The sequence below is a fragment of the Stenotrophomonas sp. 59 genome (assembly GCF_030291095.1).
Classification (GTDB): Bacteria; Pseudomonadota; Gammaproteobacteria; order Xanthomonadales; family Xanthomonadaceae; genus Stenotrophomonas; species Stenotrophomonas maltophilia_Q.
This window is the reverse complement of sequence record NZ_CP127408.1, coordinates 1875328-1897619: the sequence shown is the minus strand read 5'-3', so window position 1 is coordinate 1897619 and position 22292 is coordinate 1875328. Positions and strand designations below refer to the sequence as shown.

Genomic DNA, 22292 nt, shown 5'->3' with positions numbered 1-22292 from the left:
AACCGCTTTTCGGGGCGTGCGGCTGATTGGGCGCTGTTGCCTGTTGAGGCGAACTAAGAACTGCTGCAAAGAAGGCCGTCGCGCTATTCGCTTGTGGTGCAGGCGATTGCGTCATTCCGAATCGCAATCAACAGAGCAGCGGCGCGAATGCGTCTGGCGGTGTCGCGTGCTGCACGAATGGTGCGTGCCACAATAGTTCTTCGCTCTCGAATTCCGCGATCCCTTCGCGAATTTCTATTGGCATTCGAAGCGGCGGCGTAAACATCATGGCGCGCCACCGACAAAGGGTGGTCGGGTCTGCAAACCCGAAGAAAGCGATGTCTGTAGTTTGCGCTTGCCCGTCGGCACCGTCCTTAACCGGTGCCGGCGGGCAATCCGTCGGCCTGTATGGCGGGCGGTGCGTGGGGGCCCTCGGGCCCGCCGGTCTTATGACATCGATTCTTCCGGTTTGCAGCCACGCATCGTCCGCCACCCTTCGCGGTGGCGCTGTTAAGCACAGCCACGGAAGCCGACGCCATGAACGAATCCGACACCTTCTCTTCGTACACCGTTGTTGAACCTATCAACGACGACACTCCCCTGCCCGACCTGAACTACCTCCTCGGCATCCTCAAGCGCATGCGCAGCTGCGAGGGAGCCGATGGGCACCCGTGGCCAGAGACCGATGTGTCACCCGGCCGCCGCGTGAGTCTGGCCAGGAGCGAGCGCGCAATGGTGGGGGCGCTGACGGTGCTGGAGCTGCTGCACGCGGCGGACCGCTGCCGGGTGGCAGCGGACCCGGAGCGGCATTTGGATGAGGGGATTGTTGATGGGTTGTTTCTGGCTTGTCGCGGGTTGGTTGAGTGGGCTTGTCGGGAGGTTAGGCCGGAGTGACTCGTGCCAAGCGATATGCGTCCACTTAGAACTTCATCAGCTATATTCCCTCTGCTCAATACCCAGAATATTCTTAGGCTCTCAGGAAAAGCGCGTGCTGTATGATCAAGCGCCCTACCGATCAATGCCAATGCTTTACCATCCGTCGGAAGGATCCCCTTCAAAATTCCGCGTTACCGCATATCATAGGACAGGCCTAACGAATTGGAGCTATAGGATGCTTTGCTGCTTCCATATCTCCCAAGCCGTGCGCACTGCGATCGCCACTGTCGCCGGCCCTAGTACGCTTGCGACGACATGGACGCACGGCGGTTCGTTGACCCATTTCCTCAATTGAACGGTAGAGAAGGGATGCAGCTAGGCATGAGCGTTCATCAGCAGTCAGAAGATGAAATCAGGGATCTCACTGACAGAGTGTTCCTGTTGCAGAGGAGGCTTGCGGAAGGCAAGTTGCATTTCGCCGAACATCTTGCCGACGACTTCTATAGAAGCTTCAAGGCCATACAACTTTCTCCAAGCGGGCTCGTAAATCCGGCAACTGTAGACGGTAGAATACGCAGCGCCATCCTTGCCTTGAAACATTTCGCTTACCGTGAAGAGGCAAAGTCCGCCTGCAGCCTTGCAGACATTCAAGAGAATTACTTCAGCTTCTTATCCTCTCAATTCGGCTGGATGCTCGATGAAGTGCTCAAAAACAGATGCACTCCAGAGCAATTTGCGCGAGCCGTTTCAAGTAAATCAGACTTTGTCCAGCACATCGTAGATGGAATGCCGGAGATGGTCAACGACCTGAAAGATTTCTGGTCGTTCGCCTCCGAAGCTGGGGTATTTCACCTACAAGATAGCGCTCACTTGAAAGCATCTTTCTCAGGCGACCTCTTCCCTGCCTATTCTGAGAACCCAGTATCCAGTGCCGGCCTGTACCTTGATACTATAGTACTACCGTGTCCGATCCTGCGAATTGCTCCACTTCTAGGCGTCCTTCCTGATCGCGAGATTGCTGCATTGCTGATTAAGCATGCAGTGAACGCACTTACCTACCGAAGCTTGGCGACCGCAAATCTCTCTCCGCCAATCGCCATTATCCTCCCTCATTCTGATGACATCACGCGAGGAGAGAATTCAGACCTTTTGATCAGAGCCACCCCCGAGATATTGACGCATGCCGGTTATATATTTGATCGCCGCTTCGATGACCTGGTTCATTATCGAGAGTTCTGCAGCAGCCTTAATAGTATTGAGAGTGTGCTGGCCGAGCTGAAACGGCCTGAACGAGTTCTTTTTGACACCACATGGCAAAGAGGTGCCGAAGCGCAGCTACGACGGGCAATTACCGAAGTTCAACCGACCTTACCCGGCTTTGACCCAACAAATCCTGGGGATCAGATTTACAGCGCTACTGTTGGACGTATGCCACAAGCGTTGGCGACGGCGATGATTTCTCAGCAGTTCGGCAGCACCCCCCTAATCTCTGCCAGAACTTCGTGGGAATACTTCCGCTGGTTCACCGAATATCAGGCAGACAAGGACAGTCAACGTGCCCAGGATTCGAAAGCAGAGCATATAACACATGCACTAATTTCACAGCACGACTACAATCTATCTTGGCTAGGCAATGTACCGATAGATACCGTCCTTGAGATAAGGAAGAACGGACAAGCCGAAGAACTCCGTCAGATACTCAGCTTCGGCATTGATGAGTTAATATCAGCAAAGCCAGAGAACTTTCATCGTACGTCAGACCAAGTCGTGGATAACTTAAACCGCGCATTCGATGGGCACCAGAAGGATATTCTTGAGGCAAAGAAGAATAAGCTCAAGCTCTACGGATTTGATGTGGGCAGCCTTGTGGTAACTGGCACAATTGCCGTTACCGCTGCCACAACTGCCAGCCCCCTATTGGGGGCAGCCTCAGGGCTTCTGGGAATACTCGGACTTCCAAACTTGAGAGACATACGCTCAAGGTTCAAAGAACAGAAGGCGATCGACACAGAGAGGAAGAACTCGGTCACAGGCCTGCTCTTCAGTCATGTCAAGAACCCCGACTAGGCCATGCAGCCGACTACTAGCCAGATAATCGAACAGACCCATATTTTCATCAACTTGCATTACTTACTTTAGAGGCACTCATGAAGATTCAGGAGCTCTTGGACCCAGCGTATACGCCCCGGGTTAGCGTGCACATGGACAAGGTAAAAGCTGAAGACGCGGACGAAATTGCTAGTATGCTGCGTGGACTGATGTGCGCAATTGAAGGATGGGGCTCAATCAGCGGACTCACAAACGCAAAATTCTCCATCGGATCGCCACTCATACTTGAATTCTCTTCAATCAAGAATGCTCATTACTTCAAATCATGCGTCGATTACTACTTCTCGGACGACATACTTGAAGGAATTCGAGTTAAGAAGCGCGTGCGCCGCTAGATGATCCTATTAAATTGACTTTAGCGAACACTCGATCCTCCCACCTCGCGGTCTAATTTAGCCGCGAGGCGAACTCGATCAATCCGCACCTCCCGGAACGAAAGCCCCTCCCCCTCTTGGAATGACAGAATCGTCGACGCGCCTGGATCGTTCGGTCCAAATCGCATTATTCCCAAGGAGTCTTCACTGAAGCTCCCGATGCGAGCACTCCATTCAGATGGGCTGAATGGATGAGCAACCACTTCACACCTCCCTAAACACACTACGAATTCGCGTCCACACTGCATTTGCAAATGCCCAGCCTGCCGCCACGCAAAGTCAACCTGAAAACACAAACAGGAGACTTAATCAATCTTGCGTGCGAATCGGATGAATCCAGCACCCAGGACTTTCGCTGTCGAAGAAATCCACGTGAACTTCCCCCAAGTCGTTTCGGATAATCTGGTAGGCATAGTTACAATAAACCTGATCGTTGCGAAAAACCGAAACAGCGACACGCTTGATTCCTGCATTGCGCATACGCTGAAGGAGGTGGCGATCATGCTCTCCGATTCCCCAGCCAAAAATGGTCAACGTACCTGCCACGGAAGTTAGTACCTCACGGTACACGGTCGAAAGGTAATAGCTGCTCTGGATCGAACAAATCTTCTGTGTTCTTGTCCCCTCGCTTACAAAGAGCGGCACGGCGCGCTCGCTTTGCCACTCAGCCAGTATCGCCTCAAGTAGACGAGCACCAGCCGCATGAATCTTAAACTCCTGCTCCACGACATCTCGACACAGTGCCAAACTGCCATGTGGATAAAATACGAGCGTGTTAGTTCGCTCCTTATAGAGTTCGCGATACTTCGACCAATCATCATCAAATCTTCGGTTCCAGAGAAAACAGTCTTTGAATCGATGTCGACCATCACCATTGAGCCCATGGGTCATTGCCCAGTAAATCAACAGATCGTAATTGAGCGACAGAACCGTACCGAACGATTCTAGAAATCGACACATTAGAGGGAGATGAGCCTTTACAGTTTCGTGCTCCGGATGGACAGCTCGTACAGCCTCGATCAAGCAATCTCGAACATGCCGGTAGGCTTCATGTGTTCGGTCGTCAGGAATCTCTAGAGATTTATTTACATTGTTGGCCTGCCAAACAAGTCGCAAGACGAGTTCGAAATCCTGCGTGTCGAAAAAATTAAAGAGAATCTGAACATCTTCGGTTAAGAGACCATTCTTCTTTGCGTGATCAAGAAGCGATCCATAGGAAAAGTTGGGCGACACCGCGATACTGGCCCCATTTCCCACCACGATCGCGCCGCGTTGATAGTGTTCGGAAATATCGCCCCATTGCGCAACTTTATGCCTCATCTCTGATCATCCCTTACCTATAGGAAACAGGCATCCATCCAAAACAATACCCCACCATATGGAACCCGAGCTCAGCCGGCCAATAATAAACTCAACATTACTGAAAGAAAGCGAGCCGCCATCACAAAGCATCCCCTGACAAGACTATATTTAGATTTTCCTGCGCAACCAGTTCAGGCGGGCGAGTCGCACCAGCGATGCGTGTACTGCTGATCACTAGACCTTTCAATGCGAGTCTGTAGCGACGAACTAAGCACCTACCGAATGGGCTCACCCCAACCATCAACACTCCACACAATCATCGAATCATCAGCGGCTGGACGAAACAGGCTTACTACCCGCCAAATCATAGAATCCAAAGGCAAGATTGATGGCGAATACTGTTTCGCTCTGCAAATGTTGATCACGTCAGCCCAATCTTGCAGCTTCGGCTGCAATGTGACCCGCCAAGGTAGACACAAATGTCCTCAAACTTGTCATGGAGGAAAGTTCACTATAGGTGCCCGTGCTCACGGCGCTACGCTCAGCGGAAATTACTGCAGCCGTCGTGTAGAGCTGCTCCTGAACAAGACGCTGACAGAGCAAATCATACCGCTGAAGATAAGAAGCGCCCTTAAACTGCTCAAACACTGGGAAATGAGGTGACGAGTCACGAACTGGCTTACGGGATTCCACTGCATCTTCAACCATCATCATCCACCCGACGAAGGGACGCGGCTGTTTACCAAAAGCCTCTTCTCGATAAGCTGTCCATAGATCATGAGCTGTCCCAATGGCCTCTTCCGTTCGATTATTGAAGTTATTGCCGAACGAAGGACCTACCTGACTTTTAAGCTCGATAGCAGCAATCAACTGCCCTTTGTGTATAACGAGAATATCCCACAGCTTGGTCGGTCTAAAATATCCAGGCAGGGCCAACATTGCCCGCCCCAAGTGAACCTCAGCGTGACCCAGCCCATTAGCTTTAATAATTTCTATCAGCAGAGATAGAAATCCGTCCATGTTCTTTCCAGCAGTAACTCCTGCACGCTCACCTTGGTCAGCCTTGCCCGCCTCAAGTTGCTTCTGCCTTGCTACCTCGCGACTACCCCAGAACGCTTTTACAGCCTCGCGGGCTTTATCTTCGTAATTGACAAGATCGAGTGCCATTTATTCTCCATTTTCACCGAGGGCAGATTTTTCTTCACAACTCAGGCCATAGAGCTCAAACGTTGCGCGATTGCACGCTTGCACATCGCGCTTGATTGCCGCATCAGCCAGCTCAAGGCGCAGGGACATTGGCACATCCACCCAACGCGGGATGCGAATTCGGCGAAGATATTGAGCCTGAAAGCGAAGAAATCCGCCCCGCATCTTTGTCGAATAAGTTGCCACAAACATTCGAGAAACGGCGGACAGCAAGACAGCTTGCAATGCCCGAAGTTCCCAGTCATCTGAGGTCACATGATAAAGATTATGATGTGGATATAACTTCCCGCCTTCGAACACGACATTTGCTTCACCCTTAATGTCTGGAATCAACAACTTCGGCCTTGCCGCAAGTGAAGGCGTGATGCGATCAATCGTTCGATACCATTTTTCTGGATTCTTCTGTGCACAGTGGCGAGCAACAATCACACCTCGCCGTGCCTCCAAGTACCGACGCAATCGTGGGAACCTTTCAAGACTTACCAACTCGCCCGATTCAGCAAAGGGATTTACAACAGCTTGCCCTCGCCAGACCACCTCGCCACTCGATATATCTTTAGTCGTTACAAGCGGCAGTTTTCGACTTGGCTCGACATCAAGAGCGGCGAAATCGCCGATGAAGGCCTTGTCTGCACCAGTAGCCACCCCGATTCCAACTCTACACCCTGCCTCCTCCAGCGACGGGAAAGACTCCTCCAGGCGCCGGATCAACGCCATTTGATCGGATGACCCCAGCAGCCACGGCTCGGTACCGTTAGTGACGCCCGTCAGCTCGCGCACCTCACTACTGCCATTCGGCAGCATGGGGACCAAGAGCAAACTCGCAAGTGAAGTCAAAGCTGCTCGGTCGATTTCCGGCCGATGAGAGATCCGCGTCGCACCTGGCTTTTCACGACTGACGATAGTAATTGCCGGATAGGCGACCACATCAGAATGAAAGGCCGAAGTATCGACCATATCAACATAGACTTTGAGATGAAATCGCTCGGCTACGAGGCTCCGCAATGGTGCACCATAGCGGTTTTTCGTCCAACGATCCGAACAGATGAAGCCCAAGTTTCCGGCATTCGCCAGCATCGAAAGGGATCGCTCGATGAAGGGGACGTAGAGATCGGCCCGGTCATAGAGCGTAACGTAGCGATCGCGGTACTCAGCAAGCAACGGCCCGGGAATCATCTCCTGACGAACATAGGGAGGATTGCCAACTATAAAATCGAACTCTCCCTCAATCGAAACCAGCAAGAAATCCCCTTGGGACAGCCAGCGCCCAGCCAGAACCTCCGCCTCTTCAACGGCGATTCCGCGATGCACGAGCAACGCTATTACACCAATTCTAGTATCTCGAAAGGTGTCATGATGCAACTCTATCGCCCGGATCGCATCGCCCAGTTCGTTCAATGGGGAACCTTCCGGACGAGCAGACATCCATGAGTTCAGCAATCGATCAATGATCGGAAACAAGAATTGCCCTCGACCAAAAGACGGCTCAAGAATCCGTTTCTCGTGAAGGGGTTGATCCTCCCTATAACCAGACAGATCCAGAATAAAATCAACAACCTCAGGGCGCGTGAAAACAGCGCCTCGTGCCTTGCTATCCGCTCCTGCCGCCATTGCCTCAGTTGCAGCATTGACCAGGGATTTGCGGCCCGCAGTGGCTTTAGAAGCAACCTTGAGGTGCATGCCTTTTACGACGTCTACTTGTCGGACCATGGAATCGAGCTCAAAACGTACCGACTACCTTGCCATAGATGCAGAGCGCCTGGTGACGCGAAGCGTAACCGGTGCAACCGCCTCAGGATGAGAAAAGCCCGCACATGCGCGGGCTTTTCGGTCTGCTCATACCCGTTTCTGCGGGTCAATGTCCGTCCAGCCTCATTCCCACTCAATGGTCGCCGGCGGCTTCCCAGAGATGTCATAAACAACCCTCGACACCCCCCGCAACTCATTGATGATCCGGTTGCTCACCGTCCCCAGGAACTCATACGGCAGATGCGCCCAATGCGCCGTCATGAAGTCGATCGTCTCCACAGCCCGCAGCGCAATCACCCACTCATAAGCCCGCGCATCACCCACCACGCCCACCGACTTCACCGGCAGGAACACGGCAAAGGCCTGGCTGGTCTTGTCGTACAGGTCCGCCTTGCGCAGCTCATCAATGAAGATGGCATCGGCCTTGGCCAGCAGTTCGGCGTACTCGCGCTTCACTTCACCCAGGATACGCACGCCCAGGCCCGGGCCCGGGAACGGGTGGCGGTAGACCATGGTGCGCGGCAGGCCCAGTTCAACGCCCAGGCGGCGCACTTCGTCCTTGAACAGCTCGCGCAGCGGCTCCACCAGGCCCAGCTTCATGTGCTCCGGCAGGCCGCCCACGTTGTGGTGGCTCTTGATCACATGCGCCTTGCCGGTCTTGCTGCCGGCCGACTCGATCACGTCCGGGTAGATGGTGCCCTGCGCCAGCCACTTGGCGTTCTTCAGTTTGTTCGACTCTTCGTCGAAGATCTCAACGAACAGGTTGCCGATGATCTTGCGCTTGGCCTCCGGGTCGCTCACGCCTTCCAGCGCGGCGAAGTAACGGTCGGCGGCATTCACGCGCACCACCTTTACGCCCATGTGCTCGGCAAACATCGCCATCACCTGGTCGCCTTCCTGCCAGCGCAGCAGGCCAGTATCCACGAACACACAGGTCAGCTTTTCGCCGATGGCCTTGTGCAGCAGCGCGGCCACGACGGACGAATCGACGCCGCCGGACAGGCCCAGGATCACTTCGTCATCGCCCACCTGTTCGCGCACACGGGCGATCTGGTCGTCGATGATGTTGGCGGCGGTCCACAGGGTCTGGCAACCGCACACGTCCACCACGAAGCGGCGCAGCAGCGCCTGGCCCTGCAGGGTGTGGGTCACTTCCGGGTGGAACTGCACGCCGTACCAGCGCTTCTCTTCGTTGGCCATGGCGGCCACCGGAATGCGGTCGGTGGTGGCGGTGATGGTGAAGCCGGGCGGCGCAACGGAGACGTGGTCGCCGTGGCTCATCCAGACATTCAGCTTCGGCTCGCCGCCGTGGTCGCTCAGGCCCTTGAACAGTGCATCGGGGTTGATGACGTTCACTTCGGCGTGGCCGAACTCGCGCTGATCCGCTGCTTCGGTAGCACCGCCCAGCTGCGCGGCCAGGGTCTGCATGCCGTAGCAGATGCCGAAGATCGGCAGGCCGCTGTCGAACACTTCCTGCGGCGCGGCGGGGGCACCCGGCAGCGTGGTCGATTCCGGGCCACCGGACAGGATGATGCCCTTGGCGCCAAACGCGGCGATGTCGGCCGGGTTGTGGTCCCACGCCCAGATTTCGCAATAGACGCCCAGCTCGCGGATGCGGCGGGCAATCAGCTGCGTGTACTGCGCGCCGAAATCGAGGATGAGGATCTTGTCGTTATGGATGTTGGTCATGGTGCCGTTCCAGTGGTGTTTTTCGCAGCGCCCGGCGCTTCAAGGCTCTGCGTCAGCGTGGCGATGAATGCCTCGCGTTGTTGAATATGTGAGGGGTCTTCCTCGTCCCAGCGCAGCATCAGCAGGCCGTGCGGTGCGTTGGGATTGGCGCGGTCGGCGCGCGGCAGCTCGGCGATTTCCTGCACCTCGGTGCCGGGCACGATGCGCCGTTGCAGCGCGGCCATCGAGAAGCCCGACTCCGCAGCGCCCCAGGACGCCCATTGCACGCTCATCCGTGCGGGCTCCAGCGCACCCAGCACCGGCGTCAGCACCGGATCATCCGGCCCGTGCAGCAGCTCGGTAATGCATTGCAGCGTGACCTGCAGTGGGCGCTCGCCGGTGCCTTTCAGCAGCCAGCGCTGCTCGCCAGCGGCCTGCACCTGCCAGCCCTTCGGCAGCGAGAACGCGTTCTGGCACGCCTGTACGTCCTGCAATTGCGAAACCGCCGCGCCCGGAGACCCGGAGCGCGGCGGCGGTTCGGACAACGAACAGCCTGCCATCAGCAGGCTGCCCGTAATCGCAAGAGCAGTTCGCAAGCGCATCAGGCGCGGTAGTTCGGCGGCTCTTTGGTGATCGTCACGTCGTGGACGTGGCTCTCACGCTGGCCGGCGCCGCTGATCTTCACGAACTTGGGCTTGCTGCGCATGTCTTCGATGGTGGCGCAGCCCACGTAGCCCATGGTGGCGCGCAGGCCGCCCATCAGCTGGTGGATGATGCCGCCCACCGGGCCGCGGTACGGCACGCGGCCTTCGATGCCTTCCGGCACCAGCTTGTCGGCGGTGGCGGCGTCCTGGAAGTAGCGGTCCTTCGACCCCTTCTCCATGGCAGCCAGCGAACCCATGCCGCGGTAGCTCTTGTACGAACGGCCCTGGTACAGCTCGGTCTCGCCCGGCGATTCTTCGGTACCGGCCAGCAGGCCGCCGACCATGATGGTCGAGGCACCGGCGGCCAGCGCCTTGCCGATGTCGCCCGAGTAGCGGATGCCACCGTCGGCGATCAGCGGGATGCGGTCCTGCAGCGCTTCGGCCACCAGATCAATGGCGGTGACCTGCGGCACGCCGACGCCGGCGACGACGCGCGTGGTGCAGATCGAGCCCGGGCCGATGCCCACCTTCACTGCGTCCGCGCCGCTGTCCAGCAGCGCCAGTGCGGCTTCGCCGGTGCAGATGTTGCCACCGATGACCTGCACGTTCGGGAAGTTCTTCTTCACCCAGCTGACGCGGTCCAGCACGCCCTGCGAGTGGCCGTGCGCGGTATCGACCACGATCACGTCCACGCCGGCGGCGACCAGCGCTTCCACGCGGCGATCGGTATCGCCACCCACGCCGACGGCAGCGCCGACCAGCAGGCGGGTCGACAGATCCTTGGCAGCGTTCGGGAAGTCGGTGTTCTTCTGGATGTCCTTGACGGTGATCAGGCCACGCAGTTCGAACGAATCATTGACCACCAGCACCTTCTCGATGCGGTTGCGGTGCAGCAGCTGCAGCACTTCATCAGACGCGGCGCCTTCCTTGACCGTGATCAGGCGATCCTTCTTGGTCATGATGTGGCGGACCGGATCGTCCAGCTCGGTCTCGAAGCGCATATCGCGGTGGGTCACGATGCCGGCCAGCAGGCCGTCGCTGCCCACCACCGGCACGCCGGAGATGTTGTGCGCCTGGGTCAGGGCCAGCACGTCGCGGATGGTGGTTTCCGGGCCGACGGTGATCGGGTCGCGGATGACGCCGGCCTCGAACTTCTTGACCTTGGCCACTTCCGCGGCCTGCTGTTCCAGGCTGAGATTCTTGTGGATGATGCCCATGCCGCCGAGCTGGGCCATGGCGATGGCCAGGCGGGCTTCGGTGACGGTATCCATGGCGGCGGACAGGATCGGAAGCTTCAGCTTCAGGTCTCGGGTCAACCGCGTTTCGAGGTTGACGTCCTTGGGCAGGATGGTCGAGTGGGCGGGGACGAGCGAGACGTCGTCGTAAGTGAGTGCTTCAGCCTGGATGCGCAGCATCGGCATACCCGAGATGTGGGGAAGCGCGACATTTTACCCTGTTTTCGCGCCGTGTGGCAGGGGGTAGATGCGACGCAGTGTCGCGTGGGCGGTGATTGGTTCAGGGGGCTTGGCTGGGTGCCAACCTTGGTTGGCACACATCCATCGGGTCCATGGGCCCATCTGGGGTCTAGGTGCCGGACGGATCGTGCCAACCAAGGTTGGCACCTACCAGGAGCGGGTCGGCGGGAATCGCGGGGCATCAATGCAACCCCGGTAGCGCCGGGCCATGCCCGGCGAGCGCAGCGGCGCCGCAAACATCCGCCGGGCATGGCCCGGCGCTACCCTCAGGAGGCTTCGGCCGCTTCCAGCGTGTTCTGCATCAACGTGGCCACGGTCATCGGGCCGACGCCACCCGGCACCGGGGTGATCCAGCTGGCCCGCTGGGCTGCCGCCTCAAACCCGACATCGCCCACCAGGCGACCGTCATCCAAGCGGTTGATGCCCACGTCGATCACCACCGCGCCCGGCTTCACCCACTCGCCCGGCACGATGCCCGGGCGGCCCACGGCCACCACCAGGATGTCGGCGTTGCGCACGGCCTGTTCCAGCACGTCCTTCGGGGTGAACTTGTGGCAGCTGGTGACGGTGCAGCCGGCAATCAGAAGTTCCAGGCCCATCGGGCGGCCGACGTGGTTGCTCACGCCCACGATGGTGGCGTTGCGGCCGCGCACCGGCTGGTCGGTGTGGCCCAGCAGCGTGGTGATGCCGCGCGGGGTGCACGGGCGCAGGCCGAACTCGCGCAGGGCCAGGTGACCGACGTTTTCCGGGTGGAAGCCGTCCACGTCCTTGCGCGGATCGATGCGCTGGATCAGCCGGCGCGCATCGGGGATGCCCGGCAGCGGCAGCTGGATCAGGATTCCGTTGATCTTCGGATCGGCGTTGAGCTGGTCGATCAGGTCGAGCAGCTCGGCTTCGGTGGTACCGGCCGGCAGATCGTAGTCATGCGCCTCGATGCCGACCTTCTCGGCGGCGCGGCGCTTGTTGCGCACGTACACGGTCGAGGCCGGGTCGCCACCCACCAGCACCACGGCCAGGCCTGGGCGGCTGCCGCCGGCGGCCACGCGGGCGTCGACGCGCACCTTCAGGCTGTCGAGCAGGTCCTCGGCGATGCGGCGGCCATCGAGGATGCGGGCAGGATGCTGGGGGGCGGAATCGGTCATCGGGAGCGGGGGGACGGCGGCGGCGGGGACGCTATTGTCCCCGATTCAGGCGCCCTCGCCCACCGCCAATCCGGGCGACCGCGATGCGCGGCACCTCATTCTTCCTCTTCCGGCACATCCTGCGGGTTCAGCGTCTTGCTCTCCCGCTTCGGGGCGGTGAACGGCGTCGGCGTCGGTACGCCCTGCGGGGCGTTGCCATAGATCATCCGCGCGCCGGCATTCAAACCACCGCCAGCAATCTCCAGCTCGAAGCGCTCGGCATCGCGACGACGGATCTCGGCGGCAATCTCCACCGCATCATCCTCATCCGCGCCCAGTTCCACCAGCGCGGCCTGGCCGAACAGCACCGCCGACTCAAACGTCTCGCGGATCTGGAAATCGACACCGGCGTGAATCAATCGCAGCGAATGTTCGCGATCGAACGAGCGCACCATCAGCTTGGCCTGCGGGAACTCGTGCGCCACCAGTTCAACGATGCGGTCTGCGGCCTCGGCCTTGTCCACGCACACCGCAATCGCACGTGCAGTCGCTGCACCCGAGGCATGCAGCACATCCAGGCGGGTGCCATCGCCGTAATAGATCTTGAAACCGAAGCGCGCCGCGCTCTGGATCATCTCCACATCGTTGTCGATGATGGTCACGTCCACGTCGCGCGCCAGCAGCGACTGGCTGGCGACCTGGCCGAAGCGACCGAAGCCGATCAGCAGCACGCTGCCAGACAGGCCGTCGGCCTCGTCCACGCCGTCCATGTTCACCGTCGGCTTCGGCGCGATGCGCTTGTAGAGCAGCACCACCAGCGGGGTCAGCGCCATCGACAGCACCACCACGGCGGTGAAGTTGGCATTGATCTCCATGTTGATCACGCCGGCCGATGCCGCGGCGGAGAACAGCACGAAGGCGAACTCGCCGCCCTGCGCCATCAGCACGCCGCGATCCAGCGCCTGCGCATGGTCGCTGCCCATGATGCGCGCCACCACGTAGATGCACAGCGCCTTGGCCGCCATCAACGCCAGCACCAGGCCGAGGATCAGCTGCCAGTTGCCGGCCACCACGCCCAGGTCCAGCGCCATGCCGACGCTGAGGAAGAACAGGCCGAGCAGGATGCCGCGGAACGGTTCGATGTCCGCTTCGATCTGGTGGCGGAAGGTGGATTCGCTCAGCAGCACGCCGGCCAGGAACGCGCCCATCGCCATCGACAGGCCCGACAGCTGCATCAGCAGCGCCGCACCCAGCACCACCAGCAACGCGGCAGCGGTCATCACCTCGCGCGCCTTCGACTCGGCCAGCACGCGGAAAAGCGGGTTGAGCAGGAAGCGGCCGACCAGCACCAGGCCGACGATGGCGCCGACACCGATCGCCACCGACAGCCAGCGCGAACCCTCGCCATCGGCACTGCCCGCGCTCGGGCCCATCCACGCCACCAGCGCCAGCAACGGCACGATCAGCAGGTCTTCAAACAGCAGGATGGAGACGATCTTCTGCCCCGACGGCAGCGCGATGTCACCGCGCTCGGCCAGCAGCTGCATCACCACCGCGGTGGAGGTCAGCACGAAGCCGGTGGCGCCGATGAAGGCCACCTGCCAGGGCAACCCAAACAGCTTGGCGATGCTGGTCAGCACCAGCGCACAGGTGACGATCTGCAGCGTGCCCAGCCCGAAGATTTCCTTGCGCAGGCTCCACAGGTGCGAGGGCCGCATTTCCAGGCCGATCACGAACAGGAACATGACCACGCCGAGTTCGGCGGTATGCAGGATGGCCTGCGGGTCGGAGAACCAGCCCAGCCCGAACGGCCCGATCGCCAGGCCAGCGGCGAAGTAGCCCAGTACCGAGCCCAGGCCGGCCCGGCGGAACAGGGGCACCATCACCACCGCCGCACCCAACAGGGCCACGACCTTGACCAGCTCGCTGGTCGCTGCTTCTACCGCCATGCGGTGTTTTCCCCAAGATCCAGAATCGGGTTCAACAATAGAGCAATGCCGATGACGGCAATAGCACGCATGTTGCGCCGGATTGTCTTGGAGGTGGAACGATGCAGGGAATGACCCCCGGCATCATCCCGAATCTATCGACGGTAGCGCCGGGCCGTGCCCGGCGGTTTTACATCCCACGCGTAATTGCCCGCCGGGCATGGCCCGGCGCTACCTACGGCAATCACCCGCCCCGGCAAAACGCGGCGTAATCGATATACCCCGGGAACGGCACGCCCGGCGCGCACACCGGGCACTGCGGGTCCGGGCGGATGCCGGTCTCGCGGAAGCGCATGCCCAGCGCATCGAAGCGCAGCAGGCGGCCGACCAGCGGCTCACCGATGCCCAGCAGCAGCTTCAACACCTCGGTGGCCTGCAGCACGCCCGCCAACCCAGGCAGCACCCCCAGCACCCCCGCCTCGGAACAGTTCGGCGCAAATTCCGGCGGCGGCGGCTCCGGGAACAGGCAGCGGTAGCACGGCGCCACGCCACGCTGGCGGCCAGCGTCAAACACGCTTACCTGGCCATCAAAGCGCTCGATGGCGGCATAGACCAGCGGCTTGGCGTGCTTGATGCAGGCGTCGTTGAGCAGGTAGCGCAGCGGGAAGTTGTCCGAGCCGTCCAGCACCACGTCCACGCCCTCAAGCAGCGCATCCACGTTCTCGGAGGTGACCCGCTCCGGCACCGCTTCGACCTCGATGGAGGGATTCAGTGCCAGCAACCGTTCGCGTGCGGAGTCGACCTTGAGCTGGCCGACGCTGGCCTCGGTATGCACGATCTGCCGATGCAGGTTGCTGCGCTCCACGCGGTCGTGGTCGGCGAAGCGCAGGTGCCCTACCCCAGCGGCGGCCAGGTAGAAGCCAGCCGGGGCACCCAGCCCACCCGCGCCCAGCACCAGCACGCGCGACTGCTGCAGCGTGCGCTGGCCAGCTTCGCCTACCTGTGGCAACAGAAGATGCCGCGAATAGCGATCAAAGAAATCGCGGTCGGCAGCGCTGGCCAGCGGCTGCACCAACGGCAGCGACTGCTCGCGCCAGGCCACGGTGCCGCCCGTCACCGAAGCGACGTTTGTGTAGCCAGCCTCCAACAGGAAACGCGTAGCATCGGCCGAGCGCTTGCCGCTCTGGCAGATGAGGAGGATTTCCTGGTGCTGCGCCGGCAGATGCACGGCCGGGTTGGCCTGCAGCTCACCCTTGGCCACGCCACGCGCGCCCTCGGCCATGCCACCGGCCCGTTCCTGCGCCTCGCGCACATCGATCAGCACGGCGCCGTGGGCGAGGCGTTCATGCGCCTGCTGCGGGGAAAGCTCGGGAATGCTCATGCACCCATTGTAGATCGGCCGTCGGGGGTGTCGTGGAATGCCGAAACCCCGCGCTTCGCGCGGTAGTCGACTAACAGTCGACTCTACCCAGTCGACTCTACCCAGTCGACCCTACCCAGTCGACCCTACCCAGTCGACCCTACCCAGTCGACCCTACCCAGTCGCCGTTACCCAGTCGCGGTTAGCCCGCCGCCACTGCCCCATCAATGTCACGCCATCGCCGTTACCCCGTCGCGGCGTTCAAACGAAAAAGGCGGCCCTGCGGCCGCCTTTTCGTGAATCACTTGCCCTTGACGTGCTTCATCAAGCGCCGCTTGGCCTTGATCTGCCGCTCGGTAAGGACGTTCTTCTTGCCCTCGTACGGGTTGGCACCCTCTCGGAAGATGAAGCTCACCGGCGTGCCGATCAGCTTGAAGCGCTTGCGGAAGAAGTTCTCCAGGTAGCGCTTGTACGACTCCTGCAGCTCCTTCAGGCGGGTGCCGTGCACGATGAAGGTCGGCGGGTTGGCGCCGGCCGGGTGCACGTAGCGCAACTTGGAGACGTGGCCGCGGATGGTTGGCGGCGGGTTGGTCTCGTAGGCCACTTCCAGCGCCTTGTTCACTTCGCTGGTGGTGAAGGTCTTGTTCGCCGATTCGTGCGCGCGGTGCACGGCGCGGAACAGCTCGCGCAGGCCCGAGCCGTGCTTGGCCGAGATGCGCACCGATTCGGCCCACGGCACGAAGCCGAGCTTCAGCGACAGCATGGTCTCGGCCTGCTCGCGCTGGTACTCGGTCAGGCCATCCCACTTGTTGATGGCAATCACCAGCGCGCGGCCGGCGTCGAGCACGGCACCGAGCACGGTCGCGTCCTGGTCGGTCACGCCTTCGGTGGCGTCCAGCATCAGCACGGCCACCTGGCACTGCTCGATCGACTGCATGGTCTTGACCACCGAGAACTTCTCGACGACCTCGTCCACGCGCGAACGACGGCGCAGGCCGGCGGTATCGATCAGGCGGTACTCGCGGCCGTCGCGCTCCAGGTCCACTGCGATCGAGTCGCGGGTGGTGCCCGGCACATCGGAGGCGATCATGCGCTCCTCGCCGAGGATGCGGTTGACCAGGGTCGACTTGCCCACGTTCGGGCGACCGACGAAGGCGATGCGGATGCGATTCGGGTCGTTGTCCAGCTCTTCGCCGCTGCCTTCTTCCGGCAGGCGCTGGATCACTTCGTCCAGCAGGTCGTCCAGGCCCTGGCGATGTGCGGCCGAGACGGTCAGCATTTCGCCGAAGCCGTAGCGGGCGAACTCCGAACGCACGCTGTCCTCGTCGGTGCCGTCGATCTTGTTGATCAGCAGCAGCGTCGGGCGCGACAGCTTGCGCAGCCAGGCCAGGATCTCGTCGTCCAGCGCCGAGGTGCCCTCGCGGGCATCCACGACGAACAGGATCAGATCGGCTTCGGCCGCGGCAGCCCGGGCCTGGCGCGTGGTAGCGCCCGCCAGGCCTTCGTCCTCACCGGCGATACCGCCGGTATCCACGACGAGGAAATGGTTGTCCTCGTCGAGGCGGCAGACGCCATAGTTGCGGTCACGGGTGACGCCGGGCTGGTCATGGACCAGCGCGTCACGGGTGCGCGTAAGCGCATTGAAAATAGTCGACTTGCCGACATTCGGCCGTCCAACCAGGGCGACCAAAGGCAGCATCGCGATTACTCCAATTTAATTTGCCAACCGGAAGGCGGTCAGCTTGCCATCAACGTTCTGCACCAGCAGCACCCCGTCTACGACGACCGGCTGGGCCAGCAGGGCGTCGCCGCCGCTCTTCGCCCGTGCCGCCATCGCACCATCGGAGGTCTTCAACCAGTGCACGTATCCCTTGTAGTCACCGACGACCACGTAATCACCGTGCAGCGCCGGGCCGGTCAGCGAACGACGCGCCAGCTCGGTCTGCGACCACATGGCAGCGCCGGTCGCCTTGTCCAGGCCGAACACGCCACCCTTGTTGTCGGTGACGAACACATTGCCCGACGACACCGCCACGCCACCTGCACCACCATGGTCACGCGCCCACAGCGGGCGACCGGTCGGGCCTTCGATGGCCATGGTCTGGTTCTTGAAGCTGCTCACGAAGAGGGTGTTGCCCTCCAGCACCGGAGCGCCATCGACGTCGGCCATGCGGTCCAGCTCGGTACGGCCTTCACCGTTGCCAAGGTTCTGTTCCCACAGGGTACGCCCATCCTGCATGGCCATCGCGGCAACCGCGCCTTCGTCCTTGCCGATGAACAGCACGCCCGGACCGGTGACCACCGGCGCGTTGCCGCGCACGGTCAGCGCCGGCAGTTCGCTCGGGTTGAACCACTTCTGGGTGCCGTTGCCGGCATCGAAGGCGGTGACGCGACCATCGTTGCTGCGCACGAACACCAGGCCCTGGGCCACGGCCGGCGCGGCAATGACTTCACCCGGAACACGGGCGCGCCACTTCTCGCTGCCGTCGTTGATGTCCAGCGCGATGACCTGGCCATCGAGCGTGCCGATCACGACCAGGTTCTCACCGACACCCGGGCCGCCGGACAGGCGCAGCTTCGGCTTCTTCTTTTCCTTCTGCGGCTCCCAGGTCCAGACCTTCTTGCCGGTCTGCAGGTCGATGGCATGCACGCCACCGGTGATCGCTGCGGCGAACACATGGCCATTGGCCACGGCCGGGCCCTGGCGCACGCCGATGCGGCGCTCGCCCTTGCCGAGGTTGACCGACCAGGCCTTGTTGACCTTCACGCTCGGCTCGAACTTGACCAGCTCAGCCGGCTCCTGGGCCTTCTTCGCTGCCGCGTCCTTGCCGGCGAACCAGCCCTTCATGGTGCTGCAGCCGGTCAGGGCCATGCCCATCAGGAGCACGGTGGCGACGCGGGTGATCATGACCTTCTGACTCATCAAACCGACTCCGCAGGGGCGGCGACCGTGCCGCCGGCATCCATAACCTTGGTTTCCAGCAGGCGCCGCTGCGGCGCTGCCACGTCCAGCGACTTCAGCGCCTTCTCGTACTGTGCACGGGCGTCATCGCGCTTGCCCTGCGCCAGCAGCGCATCGCCATGGATTTCCAGGCTGCTGCTGTCGGTGGCGCTGCCCAGCAGCTTGATCGCCTCGTCGCTCTTGCCGGTGGCCACCAGCAGGCGGGCCACACGCTGGTCGACCACGCGCTGCAGGTCACCTTCGACCTTCACGGCGCGCAGGGTGGCCAGCGCTTCTTCATTCTTGCCGGCGTCGACCTGGGCCTTGGCCAGCTGCAGCGCCGCGAGGTCGCCGTAGATGCTGGACGGGCCGGCTTCGAGCGCCTTCACGGCCTTGGCAGCATCGTCGAGCTTGTTCTGCTGAAGGCCGACCAGCGCCTTCTGGTACTCCACGTTGGCCGAGGCCAGCTTGCCGCCCTGATCCTTCTGGTACCACTGCCAGCCGGCAATGGCACCGATCGCGATGGCTACGCCACCGAGGATGCTGGCGCCATTCTTCCGCAGCCAGCTGCGGACGCGTTCACTTTGTTCGTGCTCGTCGAGCAGATCGTCGATCGCCATGCGTACTCTCGCCCCGCCCATCGGGAGGGACCATTGGGTTTAATCGAAGGTGGTGAAACCGCGCCTCAGTGCGAAACCGGGACTACGGAGCCTTCAGAGGATACCTGAAAGCGTGCCACGTTGGCTCGCTGGTAGGGGGTCAGATCGACGATAGCGCCGTTCTGCTGAACCTGGACCGCCGAGGCGTTGCCCAGGGTCACCCGGGTCACCTGGCCCGGCGTGAAGCTGCGGCTCTCGCCGGACTTGATCAGCGCCTTCTCGACGGTGGCGCCGTCCGGACCACCGATATCGACCCAGCTGTCGCCGCTGAACTGCATCTCCAGCGTATTGGCAGCCGCGGGCGCAGCGGGTGCCGAACGCGGCACCGGCGACAGCGAAGCGACATACGGGGTTGCGGCCGGCTTGCTGGCCGGGGCACTCGCGACTTCAACCGGGGCTGCCGGTTCGGCACCCGCAGCGGACGGGGCCACCGGCACAGCGGCCGGGATCGCGTCCAGCGAGGCGGTGTTCGGCGACGGCGTGGCGCTGCCATCGAAATGGCCGCGGGTGGCGAACCACACCGGCACGGCCAGCACGGCGGTGATGCCGACATACAGCACGCGCCGGCCGAGGTTCTCGGCGATGCGGCGCGCACGCGGGGTATGGGTATGGCTGACCAGGGTGGGCGGCACCACCGGACCCACCTGGGCCTGCTCGAGCAGCTGGCTCACGTCGACATCAAGCAGGCGCGCGTAGCTGCGCAGCTGGCCGCGCACGAAGACGGGCGCGCCCAGCTTCTGCCACTGCTCTTCTTCCAGCGACTTGACCACCTGGACCGGCATGCGCAGGCGCGAGCCGACATCCTCAAGGGTCAGTCCGGCCGCTTCACGGGCCTGGCGCAGGCGGGTGCCGCAGCCGGCCGCAGTCTCGAGAGCGCTCACAGTCTGGTCATCAATCACAATGCATCAACCCTGGAGTTAGGAGCCCGCTTCCTGCGGAAATTCCTGTCGAATGCGCTGAAGATAGCGGTCAGATGCCGCCCGATCACCCAGCCGCGCTTCGATTTGAGACGCAAGTTGTAACACGGAACGCGTTGCGGGTGCAGCCGCAATCCTACGTTCGGCGAAGGCCCGGGCCTCCATGTAGCGGCCCTGGCGGAAGCTGAGCTGGGCCATGGCCTCCAATGCGACCGGGTTGCCGGGCAGTGTCGCCAGCGCTGCGCGCAGGTCGCGCTCGGCACGCTCGAACTGGCCTGCATCCAGCGCACAGCTGCCGGCATTGGCCTGTGCTTCGGCTACGGCGGGATTGCCCGGCGCCCGCTGGGCACGATCGAACCAGATCAGCGATTCGGCCGCCTGGCCCTGCTGGCAGAGCCAGGCACCATAGTTGTTGAGCACGTCGCCGCGTTGCGGCGCCAGCTCGGCGGCCTTGCGGAAGTTCTCGCCGGCCTGCTGGCTGCGACCGCGACGCTCGTCGATGCCCGCCAGCAGGACCAGGCCGTCGGGGGCCGTGGGCACCAGCTTCTGGGCTTCGCGCGCCTTGCGCTCGGCAGCATCGAGATTACCGCCCTGGATGTCGCGGCCGGCCAGGGTCAGCAACTCCTGCCAGCGCACCTGCTGCCGCACCCCATCCGGATCACGGACGGAGTAGACCGGCGCCTCGCTCGGGCCGAGCTTGGCCTTGGGATGGGATTTGCAGCCGCCGACCGCGAGGGCCAGCGTGCCTGCGAGCAGAACCAGCCAGAGGCGGTCAGGCCGCGGCATCGCTCCCCTTCCCCGCCTGCAGCGTCTTGTTGAACTCCGCCTGGCGGCGGGTGCGGTCCATCACCTGGCCCTTGAGCTGGCCACAGGCGGCGTCGATGTCGTCGCCACGGGTGCGGCGGACCATGGTCAGCACGTTGCTGTCGAGCAGGATCTTCTGGAAGGCGCGGATGTGCGCTTCTTCCGAACGCTCGTAGCGGGTGCCCGGGAACGGGTTGAACGGGATCAGGTTGACCTTGCCCGAATCCTTGGCCTGCACCGCGTTGTCGAACTGGCGCATCAGGCGGGCCAGTTCGCGGGCATGCTCGGGCTTGTCGTTGATGCCCTTCATCAGGGTGTATTCGAAGGTGACCGATTCGCGGCGCTTGTTGGCGCGCAGGTAGCGTGCGCACGAGGCCATCAGCTCGGCGATCGGGTACTTCTTGTTGAGCGGCACCAGGGTCTCGCGCAGCGCGTCATTCGGCGCATGCAGGGAAACGGCCAGCGACACGTCGCTTTCGGCGGACAGGCGATCGATCTGCGGCACCAGGCCGGAGGTCGACAGGGTCACGCGCTTGTTGGCCAGGCCGTAGCCCAGATCGTCGCGCATCACGCTCATGGCGCGCACGACGTTGTCGAAATTCATCAGCGGCTCGCCCATGCCCATCATCACCACGTTGGTGAGGCGGCGCATCTGGTGCGGCACGTTGCCCAGGTGGCGTGCGGCAACCCACACCTGGCCAATGATCTCGGCGGTGGTCAGGTTGCGGTTGAAGCCCTGGGTGGCGGTGGAGCAGAACGTGCAGTTCAGGCCGCAACCGACCTGCGAGGACACGCACAGCGTGCCGCGGGTCTTGTCCGGGATGTACACGGTCTCGATGGCGTTCTTGCCATCCACGCCCATCGCCAGCAGCCACTTGTGGGTGCCGTCGGCGGAGGGCTTGTCGAACACGATGTTCGGAACCAGTACCTCGGCATGGGCCTGCAGCTTGGCGCGCAGGACCTTGCCGAGGTCGGTCATTTCATCGAAGTCGGTGACGTAGCGATGGTGGATCCACTTCATCACCTGATGGGCACGGAACTTCTTTTCGCCAAGGACTTCGACGAAAAACTTCTCCAGGCCCGCGCGATCGAGGTCGAGCAGGTTCTGCTTGCCAGCCGTGGGTGCCGACTTCGGCAGCGGCTGGATGGCGGGGGACTGTACGACCTCGTTCACGGCATT

General features: G+C 61.7%; 17 protein-coding genes. 2 read left to right on the top strand and 15 right to left on the bottom strand.

Translation table 11 applies throughout. From position 1 onward, the window contains the following. Window positions 1-516 precede the first annotated feature (516 nt). Both QP552_RS08790 and QP552_RS08785 read left to right on the top strand, forming a co-directional pair. Complete coding sequence (locus tag QP552_RS08790) at window positions 517-873, top strand: hypothetical protein (RefSeq protein WP_286075598.1); 357 nt, start codon at window positions 517-519, stop codon at window positions 871-873. Window positions 874-1236: 363 nt separating this feature from the next. Next, entirely contained in the window at window positions 1237-2922 is a 1686-nt protein-coding gene (locus tag QP552_RS08785) for a hypothetical protein (protein ID WP_286075597.1), read from the top strand. Between the two features lie 725 nt (window positions 2923-3647). On the opposite strand, the gene QP552_RS08780 is transcribed toward QP552_RS08785, so the two are convergent. The 15 genes from QP552_RS08780 to rlmN all read right to left on the bottom strand — a co-directional run bounded on the left by QP552_RS08780 (window position 3648) and on the right by rlmN (window position 22286). After that, complete coding sequence (locus QP552_RS08780) at window positions 3648-4658, bottom strand: DUF4917 family protein (RefSeq protein ID WP_286075596.1); 1011 nt, start codon at window positions 4656-4658, stop codon at window positions 3648-3650. A 408-nt stretch (window positions 4659-5066) separates the two neighbouring features. Beyond that, a complete protein-coding gene (locus QP552_RS08775; protein ID WP_286075595.1) occupies window positions 5067-5807 on the bottom strand; it encodes a PaeR7I family type II restriction endonuclease in 741 nt (246 codons plus the stop codon). After that, on the bottom strand, window positions 5808-7526 hold the full coding sequence (locus QP552_RS08770; protein ID WP_286075594.1) for an Eco57I restriction-modification methylase domain-containing protein: 1719 nt from the start codon (window positions 7524-7526) through the stop codon (window positions 5808-5810). Window positions 7527-7718: 192 nt separating this feature from the next. Continuing rightward, entirely contained in the window at window positions 7719-9284 is a 1566-nt protein-coding gene (guaA, locus tag QP552_RS08765) for a glutamine-hydrolyzing GMP synthase (RefSeq protein ID WP_005409309.1), read from the bottom strand. Continuing rightward, window positions 9281-9757 (bottom strand): hypothetical protein, encoded by a 477-nt coding sequence (locus QP552_RS08760; protein WP_049452660.1) that lies wholly within the window; start codon window positions 9755-9757, stop codon window positions 9281-9283. The genes guaA and QP552_RS08760 overlap by 4 nt, the downstream gene beginning before the upstream one ends. A 107-nt stretch (window positions 9758-9864) precedes the next feature. Beyond that, window positions 9865-11322 (bottom strand): IMP dehydrogenase, encoded by a 1458-nt coding sequence (guaB, locus tag QP552_RS08755; RefSeq protein WP_005409308.1) that lies wholly within the window; start codon window positions 11320-11322, stop codon window positions 9865-9867. A 326-nt stretch (window positions 11323-11648) separates the two neighbouring features. After that, window positions 11649-12524 (bottom strand): bifunctional methylenetetrahydrofolate dehydrogenase/methenyltetrahydrofolate cyclohydrolase FolD, encoded by an 876-nt coding sequence (gene folD / locus QP552_RS08750; RefSeq protein WP_010484605.1) that lies wholly within the window; start codon window positions 12522-12524, stop codon window positions 11649-11651. A gap of 95 nt (window positions 12525-12619) precedes the next feature. Next, on the bottom strand, window positions 12620-14452 hold the full coding sequence (locus QP552_RS08745) for a monovalent cation:proton antiporter-2 (CPA2) family protein (RefSeq protein WP_286075592.1): 1833 nt from the start codon (window positions 14450-14452) through the stop codon (window positions 12620-12622). 223 nt (window positions 14453-14675) lie between these two features. Next, on the bottom strand, window positions 14676-15812 hold the full coding sequence (gene moeB, locus QP552_RS08740) for a molybdopterin-synthase adenylyltransferase MoeB (RefSeq protein ID WP_286075591.1): 1137 nt from the start codon (window positions 15810-15812) through the stop codon (window positions 14676-14678). A gap of 280 nt (window positions 15813-16092) precedes the next feature. Beyond that, the gene (gene der, locus QP552_RS08735; RefSeq protein ID WP_106549640.1) at window positions 16093-17490 is read right to left on the bottom strand and encodes a ribosome biogenesis GTPase Der; all 1398 of its coding nucleotides are present in this window, start codon (window positions 17488-17490) and stop codon (window positions 16093-16095) included. 15 nt (window positions 17491-17505) lie between these two features. After that, window positions 17506-18714: an outer membrane protein assembly factor BamB gene (gene bamB / locus QP552_RS08730; RefSeq protein ID WP_106549641.1), complete on the bottom strand. Its 1209-nt coding sequence runs from the start codon at window positions 18712-18714 to the stop codon at window positions 17506-17508. Next, window positions 18714-19352, bottom strand: a complete 639-nt coding sequence (locus QP552_RS08725) for a tetratricopeptide repeat protein (protein WP_043884373.1) — start codon at window positions 19350-19352, stop codon at window positions 18714-18716. Before QP552_RS08725 ends, bamB begins: the two co-directional genes overlap by 1 nt. Window positions 19353-19417: 65 nt before the next feature. Then, window positions 19418-20290, bottom strand: coding sequence for a RodZ domain-containing protein (locus QP552_RS08720; protein ID WP_286075590.1), 873 nt, complete (start codon window positions 20288-20290; stop codon window positions 19418-19420). 18 nt (window positions 20291-20308) lie between these two features. Next, entirely contained in the window at window positions 20309-21094 is a 786-nt protein-coding gene (locus tag QP552_RS08715) for a tetratricopeptide repeat protein (protein ID WP_049427441.1), read from the bottom strand. Continuing rightward, complete coding sequence (gene rlmN / locus QP552_RS08710) at window positions 21081-22286, bottom strand: 23S rRNA (adenine(2503)-C(2))-methyltransferase RlmN (protein ID WP_005409296.1); 1206 nt, start codon at window positions 22284-22286, stop codon at window positions 21081-21083. Before rlmN ends, QP552_RS08715 begins: the two co-directional genes overlap by 14 nt. Between the last annotated feature and the right edge of the window lie 6 nt (window positions 22287-22292).